The organism is Stenotrophomonas sp. 85239_Sma (assembly GCF_056481725.1).
Genome location: NZ_CM151163.1, coordinates 2,856,588 through 2,875,021 on the forward strand (window position 1 = coordinate 2,856,588; position 18,434 = coordinate 2,875,021).

The following is an 18,434-nucleotide window of genomic DNA, read 5'->3' on the forward strand; positions in this document are numbered from 1 at the left end:
GAGTCTCGGTGGCGGGAGGCGATCAGCCCAGCACGCCGCGCAGCGCGGCGGCGAAGGCGGTGGTGATCGCCTCGTGCTGCAGGTGGCGGCCCTCGGCCACGCATTGGCGGCCATGGCGCCAGACCGATCGCAGCGCGCCATTACGTGCGGCGAACACCCAGCTGTCAAGCCATGCGTCATCCTGTCGCGCCTGCAGTGCCGGGTGCGCGGCGTCCAGCTCGACCAGATCGGCACTGGCGCCGACCTGCAGTCCCGGGGCCACGCCCAGGGCCTGCGCACCACCGTGCAGTGCGCCCTCGAACAGGAAGCGGCCAGTGCTGCGGGTGGCGTCCGGGGCCAGCACATTGCGCCCGCGCAGAGTCAGCCGCTGTCCGTATTCGAGCAGGCGCAGTTCTTCAGCCGCGTCGATCAATACATTGGAATCGGAGCCGACACCGAAGCGACCACCTTCGCGCGCGAATGCCTGCATCGGGAACAGGCCGTCGCCCAGGTTGGCCTCGGTGATCGGGCACAGGCCGGCCACGGCCTGGCTGGCCACAATGGCCGCACGCTCGTCATCGGTGATGTGGGTGGCATGCACCAGGCACCAGCGCGCATCCACCGGCGCATGGTTGTACAGCCACTGCACCGGGCGCTGGCCGCTCCATGCCAGGCAGGCCTCCACCTCGCGCACCTGTTCGGCGATGTGGATGTGCACCGGGCCGTCGGTCAGCGGCAGCAACGCACTCAATTCCTCGCCGGTGACTGCACGCAGGCTGTGCGGTGCGATGCCGAGCACCGCGTCGGGCAGCGTGGCCAATGACAGCTTGGCGGTGTCCAGCAGCTGCGCGAAGCCGTCCACGTCGTGGATCAGCCGCCGCTGCGCAGGGTTCGGGGCCGCCCCGCCGAAATCGGCGTGCGCATAGAACACCGGCAGCAGGGTCAGGCCGATGCCGGTCTGGTCGGCCGCCGCCGCAATCCGTGCGCTCATCTCGGCACGGTTGGCATACGGCCGGCCGTCAGCATCGTGGTGCAGGTAGTGGAATTCGCCGACGCGGGTAAAGCCGCTTTCCAGCATTTCCATGTAAGCCTGGGCCGCGATGGCCTGCACCGCGTCCGGGCGCAGATGGGCCAGGAAGCGATACATCAGCTCGCGCCAGCTCCAGAAGCTGTCACCGTCGCCGCCGCCGATCTCGGTCAGCCCAGCCATGCCACGCTGGAAGGCATGGCTGTGCAGGTTGGGCAGGCCCGGCACCAGGATGCCGACGCGGGTGTCGCCCGCCTGCGCGCCCTGCCCCGTGCTGATTGCCGTGATGCGACCGTCCTGCACCTGCAGGCGGACATCGCGGGCCCAACCTTCGGCCAGCAGGGCGTGGGCGGCATGGAAACTGTGCGGGGAACGCGAATCGGACATGGCTGGACAACCCGAAATGGACGCCTATATTGTATAGACATATAAGCACAGCCGCGTTGTGGATGCCATGCACGTCGATACCCTCTGGTCCAACGTCCACCTGATCACCCTCGATGGCGAGGGGCTGGGTGTCATCCGCGATGGCGTACTGGCCTGCGCCGACGGCCGCATCGTTCATGTTGGCGCGGCCGGCAGCGATGCCCACCTGCAGCCGACCACCCGCATCGACGGCGAAGGCCGCTGGATCTCGCCGGGCCTGATCGACTGCCATACCCACCTGGTCTACGCCGGCAACCGCGCCAACGAATTCGAGCAGCGCCTGCAGGGCGTCAGCTATGCCGAGATCGCCCGTGCCGGCGGCGGCATCGTCTCTACCGTGCGCGCCACCCGTGCCGCCACGCCCGAACAGCTGGCCCTGGAAAGCCGGCCACGCCTGCTGGCGATGCGCGCCGAGGGCGTGACCACCCTCGAGATCAAGTCCGGCTACGGCCTGACCCTGCCCGACGAACGCAAGCAGCTGCAGGTGGCGCGTGCACTGGGCGAGGAATGCCGGGTCAACGTGGTGACCACCTTCCTCGGCGCACACGCGATTCCGCCGGGCCGCGAAGCACAGGAATACACCGACGAGGTGTGCAACGTGATGATTCCGGCCATCGCCACCGAAGGTCTGGCCGAAGCGGTGGATGTGTTCTGCGAGAACATCGCCTTCTCGCCGGCTCAGGCGCGGCAGGTTTTCGAAGCGGCACGCGCCAACGGGCTGGCGGTGAAGATCCACGCCGAGCAGCTGAGCAACCAGCATGGCGCCGAACTGGCGGCCAGCTTCGGTGCACTGTCGGCCGACCATATCGAACACCTGGACGATGCCGGCATCGCCGCGATGGCCGCCGCTGGCACCGTCGCCGTGCTGCTGCCCGGCGCGTTCTATTTCACCCGCGATACCACCCTGCCACCGATCGCCGCGCTGCGTGCGGCCGGCGTGCCGCTGGCGCTGGCCACCGACAGCAACCCCGGCACCTCGCCACTGACCAGCCCGCTTCTGGCGATGAACATGGGCGCCACCCTGTTCCGCCTGACCGTGGACGAGTGCATCGCCGGCTTCACCCGTGAAGCAGCGCGCGCACTGGGCCATGGCGAGCGCATCGGCCGTTTGGCCGTAGGCATGGACTGCGACCTGGCGATCTGGGACATCGACGCCCCCGCCGACCTGGTCTATCGCATTGGATTCAACCCGCTGCACGCGCGCGTGGTGCGCGGACAGCCCGACCTGCCTGCCTCCTGGAGCAACACATGAGCAACACCCTGGTTCTTCGCCCCGGCCATGTCACTCTTGCCCAGTGGCGGCAGGTCTATCGCGGTGCGCCGCTTGCACTGGACCCGGCCGCGCTGCCGGTGGTGCGCGCCAGTGCGGCGGCCGTCGCCGCCATCGTCGCCAAGGGCGCACCGGTGTATGGCATCAACACCGGCTTCGGCAAGCTGGCCAGCGTGCGCATCGAGCGCGAAGACCTGGCCACCCTGCAGCGGAACATCGTGCTTTCGCATGCGGCCGGCGTGGGCGAGCCGATGCCGGCCAGCGTGGTGCGCCTGATGATGGCGCTGAAGCTGGTCAGCCTCGCCCAAGGGGCTTCAGGCATCCGCGAGGAAACGCTGCTGCTGCTGGAAGCGATGCTGGTCAAGGGCGTGCTGCCGGTGGTGCCCGCGCAGGGGTCGGTGGGTGCCTCGGGCGACCTGGCGCCGCTCTCGCACCTGGCCAGCGTGATGCTGGGCGTGGGCGAAGCGTTCATCGGTGACGAACGCCTTCCGGCAACCGACGCACTGGGACGCGCCGGTTTGCAGCCGATCGACCTGGGCGCGAAGGAAGGCCTGGCACTGCTCAACGGCACCCAGTTCTCCACCGCCTATGCGCTGGCCGGCCTGTTCGAGATCGAGACCGTGTTCCAGGCTGCGCTGGTCACCGGCGCGCTGTCAGTGGAAGCGGCCAAGGGTTCTGACACACCGTTCGACCCGCGCATCCATGAGATCCGCGGCCAGCGCGGGCAGATCGCCACTGCGGCCACCCTACGCACGCTGATGCAGGGCTCGGACATCCGCGAATCGCACCGCGACAACGACGTGCGCGTGCAGGACCCGTACTGCCTGCGCTGCCAGCCGCAGGTGATGGGCGCGGCACTGGACATCCTGCGCCAGGCCGCTACCACCCTGGAAATCGAAGCCAACGGCGTGTCCGACAATCCGCTGGTGTTCACCGATACCGGCGAAGCACTGTCCGGCGGCAACTTCCACGCCGAGCCGGTCGCCTTCGCCGCCGACATGCTGGCGATGGCGGTGTGCGAGATCGGCTCGATCAGCGAGCGCCGCCTGGCGATGCTGGTCGACCCGGCGCTGTCCGGCCTGCCGGCGTTCCTGACCCCGCGCCCGGGCCTGAATTCCGGCTTCATGATTCCGCAGGTGACCGCCGCGGCGCTGGTCGCGGAAAACAAGCAGCGCGCCTACCCGGCCAGTGTTGATTCGATCCCGACCTCGGCCAACCAGGAAGACCATGTGTCGATGGCCGCGCATGGTGCGCGCCGCCTGATGCAGATGGCCGAGAACGCGGCCAACGTGATCGGCATCGAACTGCTGGCCGCTGCGCAGGGTTGCGACTTCCACGCCCCGCTGCGCTCCAGTGCCGCGCTGGAATCCGTGCGCGCCACCCTGCGTGCGCAGGTGCCGACGCTGGAAGAGGATCGCTATTTCCATCCGGACATGGTGACCGCCACCAACCTGGTGCGCAGCGGCGCGCTGGCGCAGGGCCTGGCCGAACTGTTGCCGACTGTGGAGCCACAGGCATGAACGCCCATCCCGACTGGCTGACGGTGCACGAAGGCGATGCCCCGTTGATCGTCAGCTTCCCGCATACCGGCAGCGAGCTGCCGCACGACCTGATCGGCGACTACCACTCGCCATGGCTGGCCCGGCGCGACGCCGACTGGTGGGTGCACGAACTGTACGATTTCGTGCGAGGCATGGGCGCGACCACGGTACGCTCGGCGATCTCGCGCTCGGTGATCGATCTCAACCGCGATCCCAGCGGTGTGTCGCTGTACCCGGGCCAGAACACCACCGGCCTGTGCCCGCTGACCACCTTCGACAACCAGCCGCTGTACCACGCCGGACGCGAACCCGACGACGCGGAAATCGCGCGCCGCCGCGACACGTATTTCCTGCCTTACCACGACGCGCTGGCTGCGCAGATCACGCGCCTGCGTGCGAAGTTCGGCACTGTCGTGGTGTATGACGCGCACTCGATCCGCTCGCATATCCCGCACCTGTTCGACGGTGAACTGCCGCAGTTCAATCTCGGCACCGCCGGCCCGTCCGGTGCGCCGGATACCTCCTGCGACAACGCGTTGAGCGATGTGGTGGAGAACCTGCTGAAGATCAGTGGCATGAGCCAGGTGCGCAACGGCCGCTTCAAGGGCGGTTGGATCACCCGCCACTACAGCAACGTCGCCGGTGGCGTGCACAGCCTGCAGATGGAGCTGGCCTGCCGCGGCTACATGCACGAACCGCTGCCGGACCAGGTGGACGAACACAGCTGGCCCACCCCGCTCGACCCCGACCACGCCGCACCGCTGCGCCACACCCTGGCGCAGGTGCTCAATGCCTGCCTTGAATTCGCTACGAACCGGAGCGCCGCATGACCCGCAACGACCCGTCCCGCACCATTGCCGCGCCGACCGGCACCACGCTCAACGCCAAGAGCTGGCTGACCGAAGCGCCGCTGCGCATGCTGATGAACAACCTGCACCCCGACGTGGCCGAGCGCCCGCAGGAACTGGTGGTGTACGGCGGCATCGGCCGCGCCGCGCGCGACTGGGAGAGCTTCGATGCGATCGTCGAGACGCTCAAGCGCCTGGACGACGACCAGACCCTGCTGGTGCAATCGGGCAAGCCGGTGGGCGTGTTCCGCACCCATGCCGATGCGCCGCGCGTGCTGATCGCCAATTCCAACCTGGTGCCGCGCTGGGCCAACTGGGACCACTTCAACGAGCTGGATAGGAAGGGCCTGGCCATGTACGGCCAGATGACCGCCGGCAGCTGGATCTACATCGGCGCACAGGGCATCGTGCAGGGCACCTACGAGACCTTCGTGGAGATGGGACGCCAGCATTTCGGTGGCGATCTGACCGGCAAGTGGCTGTTCACTGGTGGCCTCGGCGGCATGGGCGGCGCGCAGCCGCTGGCTGCCGTGATGGCCGGCGCCTCCTGCCTGGCCGTCGAGTGCCGCAAGAGCAGCATCGACATGCGCCTGCGCACCGGCTACCTGGATACCTGGACCGACAACCTGGACGAAGCGCTGCGCCTGATCGATGAATCGTGCAAGGCCGGTACGCCGAAGTCGGTGGGCCTGCTCGGCAACGTCGCCGATGTGTTGGCCGAACTGCTCAAGCGCGGCGTGAAGCCGGACCTGCTGACCGACCAGACCTCCGCGCACGATCCGGTGAACGGCTACCTGCCGCAGGGCTGGACGGTCGAGCAGTGGGACGAGAAGCGCGTGAGTGCGCCGAAGGACGTGGAGAAGGCCGCGCGCGCGTCGATGGCCAACCACATCCGCGCCATGCTCGGCTTCCACGCACTGGGCGTGCCCACGGTGGACTACGGCAACAACCTGCGGCAGATGGCGCTGGAAGAAGGCGTGGAGAACGCGTTTGACTTCCCCGGTTTCGTGCCGGCCTACATCCGTCCGCTGTTCTGCCGCGGCATCGGCCCGTTCCGCTGGGCCGCACTGAGCGGCGACCCGGAAGACATCGCCAAGACCGACGCCAAAGTGAAGGAACTGATTCCGGACAATCCGCACCTGCACCGCTGGCTGGACATGGCCGCCGAGAAGATCAAGTTCCAGGGCCTGCCGGCACGCATCTGCTGGGTCGGCCTGGGTGACCGCGATCGCCTCGGCCTGGCGTTCAACGAAATGGTCGCCAACGGCGAACTGAAGGCGCCGGTGGTGATCGGCCGTGACCACCTGGACAGCGGCAGCGTGGCGTCGCCGAACCGCGAAACCGAAGCGATGGCCGATGGTTCCGATGCCGTCTCCGACTGGCCGCTGCTGAACGCCCTGCTCAACACCGCCAGCGGCGCGACGTGGGTGTCGCTGCACCACGGCGGTGGCGTCGGCATGGGCTTCTCGCAGCACGCCGGCATGGTGATCGTCTGCGACGGCACCGAAGCCGCAGCCAAGCGGATTGGTCGCGTGCTGTGGAACGACCCGGCCACCGGCGTGATGCGCCATGCCGATGCCGGCTATGAGATCGCGATCGACTGCGCTAAGGAAAAGGGACTGGATCTGCCGGGGATCCTGGGCTGATCGCAGGGGTGCCGGCCAACGGCCGGCACTACCGGAAACGTGTGGTAGTGCCGGCCGCTGGCCGGCTCTCCATGATGCGGGAATCTGTGCCCTTGACCCGCTCTTCCGCCGTGACCAACATGCGCCATCACCGCTGACGGACCACCGCGATGTACCGCATCCCTGCTGCCGCATTGCTCTGTGCCCTGGCCATCGCCCTGCCCGCCTCGGCGCGTGACGTCCCTACCGGCCTCTCTTCCCGGCTCGACGCCCAGCTGCAGAGCAACCGCGAGCGCTACGGCATCGCCGGCCAGGCCGTACTGGTCGCACACAACGGCCAGGTGCTCTACCAGGGGGCCAGCGGCGAACGCGATCCCGCTGCCCATGCGCCTGCCACTGGCGATACCATCTTCGCCGCGCAGTCGATGGCAAAGCTGCTGACCAGCACGCTGGTGATGCAGCTGGTCGACCAGGGCAAGGTGGATCTGGACGCGCCGGCCAGCCGTTATGTGCCGGACCTGCCATCCGCATGGCAGGCGATCCACGTGCGCGATTTCCTCAACCACAGCGCGGGTATCGGCGAGTACTACGGCCGGGTGGACAATCGCTGGGTGAGCAAGGGCTACACCGGTGTTGCGCCCGACCTTTCCGCTGCACTGAAGGTGGCTGCGGCTGCGCCGATGCAGTTCGCCACCGGCAGCCGCGTGCAGTACACGCAGGCCAACTACCTGGTGCTGACGGCGCTGCTTGAAGCGCATTACCGCAGGCCCTACCCGGCCATCGCGCGCGAACGCATCCTGCAGCCGCTGAAGATGACCAGCACCTCATGGGGCGCCACCAGCGTGCCAGCCCAGCGCGCGGCGGTGCCGTACATCGGCAAGGATGGCGCGTTGCAACCGGCCAATGAAGATCCCTGGCCCAACTACGGCTGGGGGCATGCCGACCTGCAGACCACCGTGGGCGACATGAACCGATTCCTGCAGGCGCTGGCGACCGGCAAGCTGCTGCGCACGTCCACGCTGGAAACGCTCTGGCAGCCGCAGAAGCTGAGCGGCGGCGGCAGCAACTTCTTCTCCACGGGCTGGGACACCACCCGCAGCGACGGCTACACCCAGGTCGGCCACGATGGTGGCACCCGCGTGCGTGCACGGCTGGCCTACAAGGGCACGCTGGCCAACGGCTACTGGGTGTTCGTGTACCTGACCAACGGCAGCGCCCGCAACGTGTGGTCGAGCACGCTGGTGGAAAGCACGATGGCGGTGGCCGCGCCCGAAGAATTCCCGCATGCGGTGTTGTCCGAGCGATTGATCGCGTATGCGCTGGATGACAGCGCTGGCGCGGCCGAAGCTGTGCATCGCTGGCTGCGCGACAGCAACAAGGTTGCTGCCAGTGAACTGGAACGCGCGATCAATGCCGATGGGTACGCGATCCGCGAAAGTCTTGGTGCACGCAAGGCGGTGAAGGTGTTCACGCTCAACACCGAGCTGTATCCGGATTCGGCAAATGCGTGGGACAGCCTGGCGGAGTGTCATGCCGCGCTGGGTGAGAAGGAAACGGCTGACCGGCTGTATGCGAAGGCCAAGGCGCTGGCGAAGACGGCTCTGTAGTGTCGAGCCATGCTCGACTCCGGGCAGACAAGCAGTCGAGCATGGCTCGACACTACAGAGCGCCGCAGCGAACCATACGCGGGAGACGGGTGACGCGGGGCTGCCGACCTGTTAACTTGCGCGCCACTTTCGTGGTTTACAGCATTTCCGCATGTCGCTCTCGCCATACCGCCCCACCCCTTCGCTGTTGTTCCTGGCCGTTTCCTTTGGCCTCTCCACCACCGCCGCTGCCGCGCCGCAGGCAACCACCCTTGATGCGGTGCGGGTCACTGCTGCCGCCGATGCCAGCGCCCAGGCGCGCGAGGCGCTGAAGCGCGTACCCGGCGCTAGCAACGTCATCGACGTGGCCAAGGCCGACAGCCGCTTGTCCAGCAGTGCCGATGTACTGGCCTACCAGTTGGGCATCAGCGCGCAGTCGCCGGGCAACGAAGGTACCAAGGTCTCGATCCGGGGCTCGGGCATCAACCGTGGCCCGGGCGCGCATGCCTCGGGTATTGCAGTGTCGATCGACGGCCTGCCGCTCACCGGCCCGGGCGGCACCCCGTACGAGCTGCTGGAACCACTGTGGGTGTCCCGTGTGGAAGTACTGCGTGGGGCCAGCGGTTTCGAGCGTGGCGCCTTGGCGCTGGGCGGTGCCATCGACTACGTCAGCCGCAGCGGCCGTGATTCGGCGGGCGTGCAGCTGCACTACGAAGCCGGCAGCCGTGGCTACCAGAAGCGCGGCATCAGCTGGGGCGGCGTCAGTGGCGATGTCGATTACTTCCTGGCCTACACCGATACCGAATTCGACGGTTACCAGCGCCATGCGCGCGGCGATGGCAAGGGCGCGATGGCCAACATCGGCTGGCAGATCACGCCTGCCCTGCAGACGCGCTTCTTCGTACGTTACCGCGAAACGAATCACGAAACGCCCGGTCGCCTGACCCGCGACCAGATCCGCAACGACCCGCATGCGGCGAACCCGGCCAACCTGGCCATCGATGCGCGTCGCCCTCAGCCGGGCAGCACCTGGGTGGGCAACGTCACCACGCTGCGGATTGATGAGGACTCCTCGCTGCAGGCCGGGCTGGTCTACCACACGTACCCGATGGACTTGAACGAGAGCCTGTACCGGCAGCAGCTGGACTACGCCAACCTCAATGCCACGCTGGACTACCGCCGCCGCCACCGGCTGTTCGGCCTGGACAGCGAAACCACGGTCGGCCTGCGTATCACCCACGACCTGGACGCCGATGTGCGCGAGTCGCTACGCTTTGCCAGCAACGGCTATGCCGCCGGTACGCGCACGCGTGATTTCCGCCACCACGGCACCGACAGCACGCTGCACGTCGGCAATACCCTCACCTTCAATGACCGCCTGCGCATGCAGACCGGGCTGGCACTGATCAACACCCGTCGCGATGTGCAGGTGACCTGGCCGAGCAGCGGCGGCCGCCTGCGCGACCGCGACTGGGACTACGCACCTCGATTGGGCTTCACCTGGCAGCACAGCGCCCAGACCCAGTGGTTCGGCAACCTCAGCCGTTCGGTGGAGGCGCCGCACCCGTGGTCGATGATCTGGGGCTCCAACCAGTACTTCGGGCCGGGCAATGGCCCGTCCACTGGCCGCCAGCGCGCGCCGGTGCCGATGCAGAACCAGACGGCCACCACGCTGGAACTGGGTGCGCGCGGTGACGCGGCGCTGGGTCGCTGGGAACTGACCGGCTACTACGCACACGTGAACCACGAACTGCTGAGCGTCGAACTGCAGCCGGTGCCGAACCTGTTCATCGCCGAGAACAACGCCAGCCCCACCGTTCACCGCGGCATCGAAGCCGGGTTGGACAGCACCTTGTGGCAGGCTGCGCCGGGCCGCCTGTCGCTGCGCCAGGCGTATACCTTCAGCGACTTCCGCTACCGCCATGATGCGCGCTTCGGCAGCAACCGCCTGCCCGGACTGCCGCGCCACGCCTACCAGGCCGAGTTGCGCTTCGATCACGCGTCCGGCCTGTACGCCGCGCTGAATACCGAATACGCCTCGCGCATCGCCGTGGACTACGCCAACAGCTATTGGGCCGACAGCCACGTGATCTTCGGCAGCCGCATCGGCTACGACGCACCCGGTGGCCGCTGGCAGGCCTGGGCGGAGATGCGCAACATCGGCAACCGCCACTATGCCGCCACGGTTACGCCGGGCTACGACGATGCCGGCAGGGATGTCGCCCGCTCGACGCCGGGCGAAGGTCGTGGCGTCTACGCAGGTGTGCGCTGGCGCTTTGATTGATGGCCGCAGGCGGCGCCGGGTGTGATCCGGCGCCGCCGTTCCAGGGTCAGCCGATACGCCAGGCCGGCAGGCGCTCGCTGCGCTTCCAGATGGAAGGCGCAAAGCCGATCAGCACCAGTGCCGCCAGCCACTTCGGCGAGGTAGTGAGCAGTGTGGAGGTGAGCGAGCCATCAACGGGTGCGGCCATTTCCTGCCAGGGGTTGTAACCCAGGTAGAGGATGCTGCCGGCCCACCACAGCAACGCCGCCCCGATACCCACCAGCAGCAGGGCCAGCGTGCGGCAGGTCCAGCGCTGCGAGGTGGTGCCCCATTCCCGCGATGCGGCGATCAGCAGGCCGACCACCAGCAGCGACACCAGTGCCACCAGGCCGATATCGACCTTGGGTCCAATGCGCTCATAGGTACAGGCGCGGCATTGCGCCTCTTCCGCGGCGGTGGCAGCTTCGGCGCCCTCAGCCTGCGCGGCTGCGGGCTGTGCCAGTGCTGCAAACGGCAACAACGCTGCCAGCAGCGTCACCATGATCCAACGAAACAACGTCCTGTTCCTGCGTGCGGCGACATCCATGCGCTCTTCCTCGTCAACGGTTGTGTGTTTGGACGGGCGTTCGGATAACCGGCGTCCCTGTTCCCTACCCAGTACGACAAGCTTCGAATAGGCGAAACCGCCAGGACACCGATTCCGGGCGACCGCGATCATAGCCCACTGTCCACTGCTGCTGAAAATGGTCCGGGCTGGCCATTTCAAGGACGCCCCCCAACTACAGCGCCGGGATGACCTGCAGCAGATGGCTCGCACCGGGCGCGAGTTCCTGCGCGAGCCAGCCCAGCATCGCGAAGAACAGCAGCAACCCGAGCAGCGGCCAGACCGTATGCGACACGCATACCCGCCACCACCCGTGCTGCTGCATGCCCTGCATGCGCCGGTACAGGCCTCCGGCGATCGCCGCGTCCACCAGCAGTTCAGCCATCAGCACCGGCGCCGACCACACCACCCACACGCTGGCCAGCAGGACGGTCGCCACCAGCGCGACGAGGCCGAGGATCGCCAGCAACGGCAGGCCCGCTTCGTCTTCGGCCAGGCCGGTCAACGGCAGCTCACCGGCATCGCCGCCGCTGGCCGGCGCCGGCTCGTTCCACGATGCCGATGCACCGCCACCGCCGGATCGCCCACCGACGCCGCTCCACGGTGATTCCACGGCACTTCCGCGTGGCGAGGGGCTGCCACCACCCACATCCGGCGACAGCCCATCCAGCACGTTGTCCCAACGCCAGCGCATCCAGATCCACATCAGCAGCAGGAACACGCCATAGGCCAGCAGCACGGCCATGGGATAGCGAAGCAGCATCGCGTCGATGCCGGCCAGGCGCAGCAGATGCGAGGCAAGAAAACCGGCCGCACCGGTCAGGGCCACGATCAGCGCCATCTGCAGGCGCGGCCAGCCGCGCTGCTGCAGGTGCTGCCGCGCGCGCACGACTTCGCTGCCGCGGTTGACCGGCAGCTTCAATGGACTGCGTGAAAAGAAACGGGTGCGTTTCATCGGCGCCACCGGGTGCCGCGGATCGTGCAGCATGGAAGTGCGAGAACCTGATGTTGCATGCGGACATCCTTGCCGGGCACGCGTAGGCGGTGGTGCGCGGATTCTACCGCGGGCAGGTCCGCTGTCCAGCCGGCGGACCTGGGCGGCCGTTGCTCAGCTGCGGTCGATGATCCGCACGATGCGACCGCCCTCAAATGCGAACTCGCTACGTCCCTGCAGTGCCAGTTCCGTGCCCGCACCGGGGCCATCGGGCATGTCCTGCGCGAACACGCCACGCCAGCCGATGCTGGCCAGCGCTACGTCGTCCTTGAAGGTCAGCTCGAGCAACTGCTGCTCACGCTCACGGAACAACGGCGCCGATTGCCGTGCCAGATGGCGGCGTCAAGTCAGGGCCTGCGCCGAGTCTCCCGCGACCGTGCCGCCGGATCAAGGCGGCGCAGCGGCTTTCAGCAACTGCGCGGCCACCTGGTCGAACGGGGCGATGTCCTGCAGCGCGCGGCACATCGCCACCACACCTTCCACGCTGGCAATCACCAGGCTGGCCAGCCCGCCCGCGGCGGCCGGCTCGTGGCCATCGGCGACGAACGCCGCCGCCAGGTGGCCCTGCCAGCGCGCGAACACTTCCGCAGCCGCCGCGCGGGCCTGGCTGGGCGTCGCCTCAACCGGCTCCTCCACGGCAGCGGCCAGCACCGGGCAGCCGGCGCGAAAACCGGTGCGCAGCAGGCGCTCGCGCCACATCGCCAGGAACTGCTGCAGGCCCTTCACCGCCCCATCCTTCAGCAGCTCCACCAGCAGCGCCTCCACCTTGTCGCCGGCCATGTGGGTGGCACGCGCCAGCAGCTCCTGCTTGCCGCCGGGAAAGTGGTGGTAGGTGGACCCTAGCGGCGCCTCGGCCAGCTTGGTCACTTCACGGATGCTGGTGGCATTGAGACCCACGCGCGCCAGCATCTGTGCCGCAGCATCAATCACGCGTTGAGGCGCATCAGAGGGGCGCGGGCTCACGGCAGGTTCCTTGCCAGGACAGTCGTCATAGATTAGCGTACCGGCCGTTCTATAACAGTCGTCATAGCCATGAATCTCTGGTTCCGCCTGCTCCACCTGCTGCTGTGCAGTCTGTTCCGGCCCAGGCTGGAGGCCCCGTTCGGGGTCTCGCGGCTGCAGTTCCGGGTGCTGCCCAATGACCTGGACAGCAACCTGCACATGACCAACGGCCGCTACTGGAACATTTTCGACCTGGGCCGGCTGGACCTGATCCTGCGCATGGGCCTGGGCCGGGTGGCGCTGCGCGAGAAATGGGCACCGATCGTCGGCGCCGGCACCATCCAGTTCCGCCGCGAACTCAAGCCGTTCCAGCGCTTCACCCTGGAAACGCGGCTGGTCGGCTGGGTCGGTTCGCGCGGCATCATGGAGCAGCGCGTGCTGATCGGTGCCGAGCAGAAGATTGCCACGCGCGCGCTGCTGGTCACCGGCATCTACGATCGCCGCGCGCGCCAGTTCCTCGGCATGCCCAGGATGATGGAAGCGATCGGCGTGGTCGCCCCGCCGTCGCCGCCGCTCAGTGCAGCCGCCGAGGCGCTGCTGGCGGCCGATGCGGCGTTGAAGCAGGACGATGCCTGAGCCTCAGGGAGCCGCCATCGGCATCGTGGGCTGTCCGCGCGATACGACCTGGCTGCGCCCACCCACGTGCAGCACGTATTCGAAGGACTGCCGCATGCGGCTGTACGCGCCCCCATCCGGTACACCGTAGTTGGCGCCCACGCTGAGGGTATGCCGGCCTGGCGGCAACGGCTTGATCATCACCCAATAACCATCCGCAGCAGCCAGCCGCGAGCGTTCGTCCTCGGCATCCATGCGGAAGCAGCCTTCGCTGCGGACCCGATGCCTGCGCATGTCGCCCAATGGCTGGCCGTCCAGCAGCACTACCGCGCTGATCAGGTAATCGTTGTTGACCGCGGCCCCTGCCTGCAGCTCCTTGCAGGACACACGCTCATCCATCTGGTAGTGCGCCATGTTGATGATCGGCAGCAACAGGTACTTGCCGGCCGGCACCACGCATTCGCGATGTGGCCGGAAACGGCCGTTGGTGCCGGCCAGGTTCCAGACCGGACCCTCCTGGCCCAGATCGCACACACGGCCATCCGGGTCGAGATAGGGCGCGCCGCCCTGGCCGTCGGCCCACCGCCACCACCGTGCGGTCCATTCGGCCAACGACACGCCGCCCACCGGTTCACGCGTCAGCGGCGAAGGCGCCGCCGTGCCTGCACTGAAAACCGGCGCGGCGGCCAGCAGCAATGCCATCGTTGCGCCGCCTCGGCGCAGCCAGCCCTGGATTCCCTTCCGCATCACTCGCTCCATCATCCCTGGCGGCCACGCTGCGTGGCCGGCTTCCGCGCCACTGTACCGTGACGGGCTAGACCTTGGGCATGTTCTTGGTCACGCAATGGATGCCGCCACCACCGCCGGCAATCGCATCGATGTCCACCTGCTCGATCGCCCGGCCCGGATACAGATCCTCCAGCAGCTCGCGGCAATAGCCATCGGCTGCATCGTCTCCGAACTGCGGCGCGACCACGGCGCCGTTGATCGGCAGGTAGTTGATGTAGCCCATCGCCAGATCATCGTTGTCGCGGGTATGCACGTTGTCGCGCCCGTCCAAGGGCGGCGGCAGCGTGTGCACCTGCAGGCGACGGCCATCGGCATCGGTGGCCCCGCGCAGAATGTCCAGATGCTCGCGGGTCAGATCGTAATCGTAGGACGCCGGGTCGTTGTCCAGGTTGGCGATCACCACGCCCGGCCGCACGAAACGCGCATAGAAGTCCACGTGCGCATCGGTGATGTCCTTGCCGGCGATACCGGGCAGCCAGATCACCTTGCGCAGGCCGAGGTGGTGTTTCAGCTCGGCCTCGATATCCGCGCGCGACCAGTCCGGATTGCGATTGCGATTGACCCAGCAGCTTTCGGTAAGGATGGCCGTGCCGTGGCCATCGACTTCGATGCCGCCGCCCTCGCCCACCAGATCGCTTTCCAGCAGCGTGGCACCGGTCACCTGTGCCAGCCACGGCGCCACCGCGCCATCGTTGCGCGCGCTCTGCTTGCCGCCCCAACCGTTGAAGTTGAAGTCGACCAGGCCGAGGCCACCTTTGCCATTGGTGACGAAGCAGCCACCGTAGTCGCGCACCCAGATGTCGTCCAAGGGCACTTCCAGGAACTCGATGTTGTCGCGCCCGCAGCGGTCCTGCGCCTGCTTCAACTGCGCCGGGCGGCACAGCACGCTGACCGGCTGGTGGCGGGCGATGGTGCGGGCCAGCCGTGCCACGGCGGTGTTCACCGCATCGGCCCGCGCCCCCCACACCCGCGGCTGCGCGGCGAAGGCCAGGAAGACGCGTTCCTGCGGCCCATGTTCGTCGGGCATGCGCCAGATGCCTGCACCCGGTTCCGCGGCAGCCACGCGCCCCGGCAGGCCGGCCAGGCCAAGAGCAGCAAGGCCGCCAAGACCGGCGGCGCCCGCCAGCTGGGTGAGGAAGTGACGTCGGTTGGTCATGACAGGCTCCAGGGCCGGTGTGGGATGGGCGCTATGCTGCGCTTGCCGACACATAAGAACAAACGATAGATTCAGCCGCCAATTGAAAAGTTTTACTTATCTGAAATGCTCAAGCACTGGCCACCGCTGAACGCCCTGCGGGGTTTCGAGGCCGCCGCCCGGCTCGGCAGTTTCCACCGTGCGGCGGAGGAACTGCACCTGACCCAGTCGGCCATCAGCCAGCAGATCCGGGGCCTGGAAGCGTCGCTGCAGCAGCCGTTGTTCTTCCGGCAGGGCCGCAGCGTCACCCTCACCGATGCCGGCATCGACCTGCTGGAAACCACCCAGTCCCTGCTGCGGCAGCTGGCCAGTGGCATCCGTCGGCTCGACCAGTACCGCAAGCCGAATCAACTGATCGTCAACACCAGCCCGGCCTTTGCCCGCCACTGGCTGGTGCCGCGCCTGGCCAGCTTCCGCCGGCTGCATCCCGATGCCGACCTTTGGCTGCTGACCAGTGAGGAAGCCCCGGACATGACCACGCAGACGCTTGACGTGGCGGTACGTGATGACCTCGACTCGCAGGCGCAGTGCCAGCATCGCGTGCTGCTGCAGGACCGTCTCTATCCCGCTTGCCACCCCAGGCTGCTGGCCACGCCCGTGCACGAGCGCCTGACCCTGCATGGGGAACGCGAAATGGACTGGAGCCAGTGGCAGGTACAGGGCGGTGCCGATGTCGGCCAGCGCCGCGAGGGCATGAATTTCTCCGAGCCCGGGCAACTGCTGGATGCCGCATGCCAAGGGTTGGGCATCGCGCTGGTCAGCGAACTGCTGAGCGCGCGTGCGTGCGATCAAGGCCTGCTGCAAGCCCTGGATGATGCACGCGTGCGCGGCCCGCGCTGGAGCTGGCTGGTGCATGAGGACAGCGCGGCCGATCCGCTGGTGATCAGTTTCTGCGAGTGGCTGCTGGCGAGCCTGCCCGCGGGAGCTACTTCTGCTGCAACGCGCGCTTGACCGCCGCTTCGGCCAGCGGCGCCATCACCGCATAGCCCTTCGCCGTGGGATGCACGCCGTCGACGGCCAACTGCGGATCCAGCCCACCGGCGGCATTGGCCATCGGCGTGTAGTAGTCCAGATAGACCAGTTGCTGCACATCGGCATAGCGCTTCAACGCCGTGTTCAATGCACGCACCTTGGGCGCAGGTGCCGTGCCCGGCAGCCACGGGTAATCGCTGACCGGCAGCACCGATGCCAGCACCACACGGATGCCGTGTGCACGGGCGAGGTCCACTATCGCGTGCAGGTTGTCTTCGATCATCGCCTGCGTGGACGGGCCGGTGTTGCCGGCGATGTCGTTGGTGCCGGCCAGGATCACCACCACCTGTGGCTTCAGTGCCAGCACGTCCTGCGGGAAACGCACCAGCATCTGCGCCGTGGTCTGGCCACTGATACCGCGGTTGAGCCAGCCCTTGCCCGGGAAGAAACCGGCACTGCCTTCCCTGCCCCAGCCTTCGGTGATCGAGTCGCCGAAGAAGACCACGCGTGGCTGACCCGGCACCGCCGCAGGCAGTCGAGCGTTGGCGTCACGATAGCGTTGCAGCTCCGGCCAATCGGCCAGGCGTTGCTGCATGAAACGAACCTCGTCGGGGCGCAGCTGGTCGATGGGCGTCTGCAGCAGCGGATTGACTGCGACGGCTTCGGCGGCGCCCAGCGGAGAAGCCATCGCGAGGCCCAGCGTCACGACGGTGGCAGTGGCAAGCTCAACAGGTCCACGCATGCGGATACTCCTGAAATCATCTTCCGCAGTCTAACGCCATGCCCTGTGCTCAGCGCACAACCGTACGCGCCGCCACTCCCGTGACTTTCGCCGGCATCCACATGCCTGGCGTCCAACCACTGGCGGCGAGGATCGCCTTCGGATTGTCCTGCTGGATCAGCGCACGCACCGCATCGCGCTTGTCCTTGGCCTGCAGGTAATAGGCCTTGGCGATGCGGTAGCCGACCCAGTAGCCGAGGTCATAGGGTTCCTGTGAACCGGGCTTGTAGTTGTACAGCCACGGCGACAGGTCGGTGCTGTCCACATCCAGCGCAAAGGCGCTTTCGATATGGACCTCCCGGCCGTGCGTCCAGGTGGCGTGGCGACCGTTGCCGACGTTGCCGGAAATCAGCTCGGCGATGAACTCAGCGATGCCTTCGCCCAGTGAAACACGCAGCACCGTTGCACGCGGGTCGCCCGGCTCGAAGTCGGTCAGGCCGGTCTGCTGGATGTGCACGTACTCGTGCGCGATCACGTGCACGAAGCGGTCCTGCACATTGGGATTCATGAAATCCGCTGCGCACAGCGCTTCCAGGCCGATGATCACCCCGCTTTTCGAGGTCAACCCGACCGGACGGCCACGGCCGACCGCGATGGTCACCGGCGGAAACGTGGCCTGCGGATAAATAGCCTGCAGGTTACTAAACACCTGCACCAGGCGCTGCTTCACCGCCGGCAGCTCCGCAAGGCAACTGCGGCCCTTTGCATACACCTCGGGCTGGCTGGCAATGGCCTCGGCAATACGCTCGGGCGTGACCCGGCGTGCCTTCGCCAGTTCACCCAGGCCCGTACTGCCTTCGGCCAGGTAACCGGCCAGCTGGGCGACGCTGGGCTTGCCGCCGGTGCTGTCGTAGAGCGCGTAGAAGCGACTGGCATCGGTGGTGAGGATCTGCGGCCCCGGCGGGATACCCGCCGACGCCACGCCGACCGCCCCGGTACAGGCCAGGGCAAGCAGGCAACGCAGGAAACTGGACATC

General features: G+C 67.5%; 17 protein-coding genes. 8 read left to right on the forward strand and 9 right to left on the reverse strand.

Annotation, left to right across the window (positions count from 1 at the left end; all coding sequences use genetic code 11):
- Window positions 1-22: 22 nt before the first annotated feature.
- Window positions 23-1,393, reverse strand: coding sequence for a formimidoylglutamate deiminase (locus ACYKG1_RS13440; protein ID WP_100473256.1), 1,371 nt, complete (start codon window positions 1,391-1,393; stop codon window positions 23-25).
- Window positions 1,394-1,460: 67 nt separating this feature from the next.
- Between ACYKG1_RS13440 and hutI the strand changes: the two genes are divergently transcribed.
- From hutI to ACYKG1_RS13470, 6 genes are all read left to right on the forward strand, one after another.
- The gene (gene hutI, locus ACYKG1_RS13445) at window positions 1,461-2,684 is read left to right on the forward strand and encodes an imidazolonepropionase (RefSeq protein WP_478470718.1); all 1,224 of its coding nucleotides are present in this window, start codon (window positions 1,461-1,463) and stop codon (window positions 2,682-2,684) included.
- Window positions 2,681-4,222: a histidine ammonia-lyase gene (hutH, locus tag ACYKG1_RS13450; protein ID WP_100473257.1), complete on the forward strand. Its 1,542-nt coding sequence runs from the start codon at window positions 2,681-2,683 to the stop codon at window positions 4,220-4,222. The genes hutI and hutH overlap by 4 nt, the downstream gene beginning before the upstream one ends.
- Complete coding sequence (hutG, locus tag ACYKG1_RS13455; RefSeq protein WP_100473258.1) at window positions 4,219-5,073, forward strand: N-formylglutamate deformylase; 855 nt, start codon at window positions 4,219-4,221, stop codon at window positions 5,071-5,073. The genes hutH and hutG overlap by 4 nt, the downstream gene beginning before the upstream one ends.
- Window positions 5,070-6,737, forward strand: a complete 1,668-nt coding sequence (gene hutU, locus ACYKG1_RS13460; RefSeq protein ID WP_262083382.1) for a urocanate hydratase — start codon at window positions 5,070-5,072, stop codon at window positions 6,735-6,737. The genes hutG and hutU overlap by 4 nt, the downstream gene beginning before the upstream one ends.
- Before the next feature lie 149 nt (window positions 6,738-6,886).
- Entirely contained in the window at window positions 6,887-8,323 is a 1,437-nt protein-coding gene (locus tag ACYKG1_RS13465; protein WP_478470719.1) for a serine hydrolase domain-containing protein, read from the forward strand.
- Between the two features lie 151 nt (window positions 8,324-8,474).
- Window positions 8,475-10,586, forward strand: coding sequence for a TonB-dependent receptor family protein (locus tag ACYKG1_RS13470; RefSeq protein ID WP_478470720.1), 2,112 nt, complete (start codon window positions 8,475-8,477; stop codon window positions 10,584-10,586).
- Between the two features lie 46 nt (window positions 10,587-10,632).
- Here the strand turns inward: ACYKG1_RS13470 and ACYKG1_RS13475 are convergent, their stop codons facing one another.
- From ACYKG1_RS13475 to ACYKG1_RS13490, 4 genes are all read right to left on the reverse strand, one after another.
- Window positions 10,633-11,151: a hypothetical protein gene (locus ACYKG1_RS13475; protein WP_100473262.1), complete on the reverse strand. Its 519-nt coding sequence runs from the start codon at window positions 11,149-11,151 to the stop codon at window positions 10,633-10,635.
- A 193-nt stretch (window positions 11,152-11,344) separates the two neighbouring features.
- Window positions 11,345-12,124, reverse strand: a complete 780-nt coding sequence (locus ACYKG1_RS13480) for a hypothetical protein (RefSeq protein WP_478470721.1) — start codon at window positions 12,122-12,124, stop codon at window positions 11,345-11,347.
- Between the two features lie 153 nt (window positions 12,125-12,277).
- The gene (locus ACYKG1_RS13485) at window positions 12,278-12,475 is read right to left on the reverse strand and encodes a hypothetical protein (RefSeq protein ID WP_478470722.1); all 198 of its coding nucleotides are present in this window, start codon (window positions 12,473-12,475) and stop codon (window positions 12,278-12,280) included.
- Between the two features lie 75 nt (window positions 12,476-12,550).
- Entirely contained in the window at window positions 12,551-13,126 is a 576-nt protein-coding gene (locus ACYKG1_RS13490) for a TetR/AcrR family transcriptional regulator (protein WP_478470723.1), read from the reverse strand.
- Between the two features lie 69 nt (window positions 13,127-13,195).
- Between ACYKG1_RS13490 and ACYKG1_RS13495 the strand changes: the two genes are divergently transcribed.
- Window positions 13,196-13,741, forward strand: coding sequence for a thioesterase family protein (locus tag ACYKG1_RS13495; protein ID WP_478470724.1), 546 nt, complete (start codon window positions 13,196-13,198; stop codon window positions 13,739-13,741).
- Between the two features lie 3 nt (window positions 13,742-13,744).
- Here ACYKG1_RS13495 and ACYKG1_RS13500 read toward each other — a convergent pair whose 3' ends face one another.
- On the reverse strand, window positions 13,745-14,467 hold the full coding sequence (locus ACYKG1_RS13500; protein WP_478470725.1) for a hypothetical protein: 723 nt from the start codon (window positions 14,465-14,467) through the stop codon (window positions 13,745-13,747).
- A 67-nt stretch (window positions 14,468-14,534) separates the two neighbouring features.
- Window positions 14,535-15,665, reverse strand: a complete 1,131-nt coding sequence (locus tag ACYKG1_RS13505) for an agmatine deiminase family protein (protein ID WP_478470726.1) — start codon at window positions 15,663-15,665, stop codon at window positions 14,535-14,537.
- A gap of 105 nt (window positions 15,666-15,770) precedes the next feature.
- On the opposite strand from ACYKG1_RS13505, the gene ACYKG1_RS13510 reads away from it, so the two are divergent.
- On the forward strand, window positions 15,771-16,655 hold the full coding sequence (locus ACYKG1_RS13510) for a LysR family transcriptional regulator (protein WP_478470727.1): 885 nt from the start codon (window positions 15,771-15,773) through the stop codon (window positions 16,653-16,655).
- Here ACYKG1_RS13510 and ACYKG1_RS13515 read toward each other — a convergent pair.
- Window positions 16,630-17,418 (reverse strand): SGNH/GDSL hydrolase family protein, encoded by a 789-nt coding sequence (locus ACYKG1_RS13515; protein WP_478470728.1) that lies wholly within the window; start codon window positions 17,416-17,418, stop codon window positions 16,630-16,632. The genes ACYKG1_RS13510 and ACYKG1_RS13515 overlap by 26 nt on opposite strands.
- Window positions 17,419-17,467: 49 nt before the next feature.
- A complete protein-coding gene (locus ACYKG1_RS13520) occupies window positions 17,468-18,433 on the reverse strand; it encodes a DUF2268 domain-containing putative Zn-dependent protease (protein ID WP_478470729.1) in 966 nt (321 codons plus the stop codon).
- Window position 18,434 lies beyond the last annotated feature (1 nt).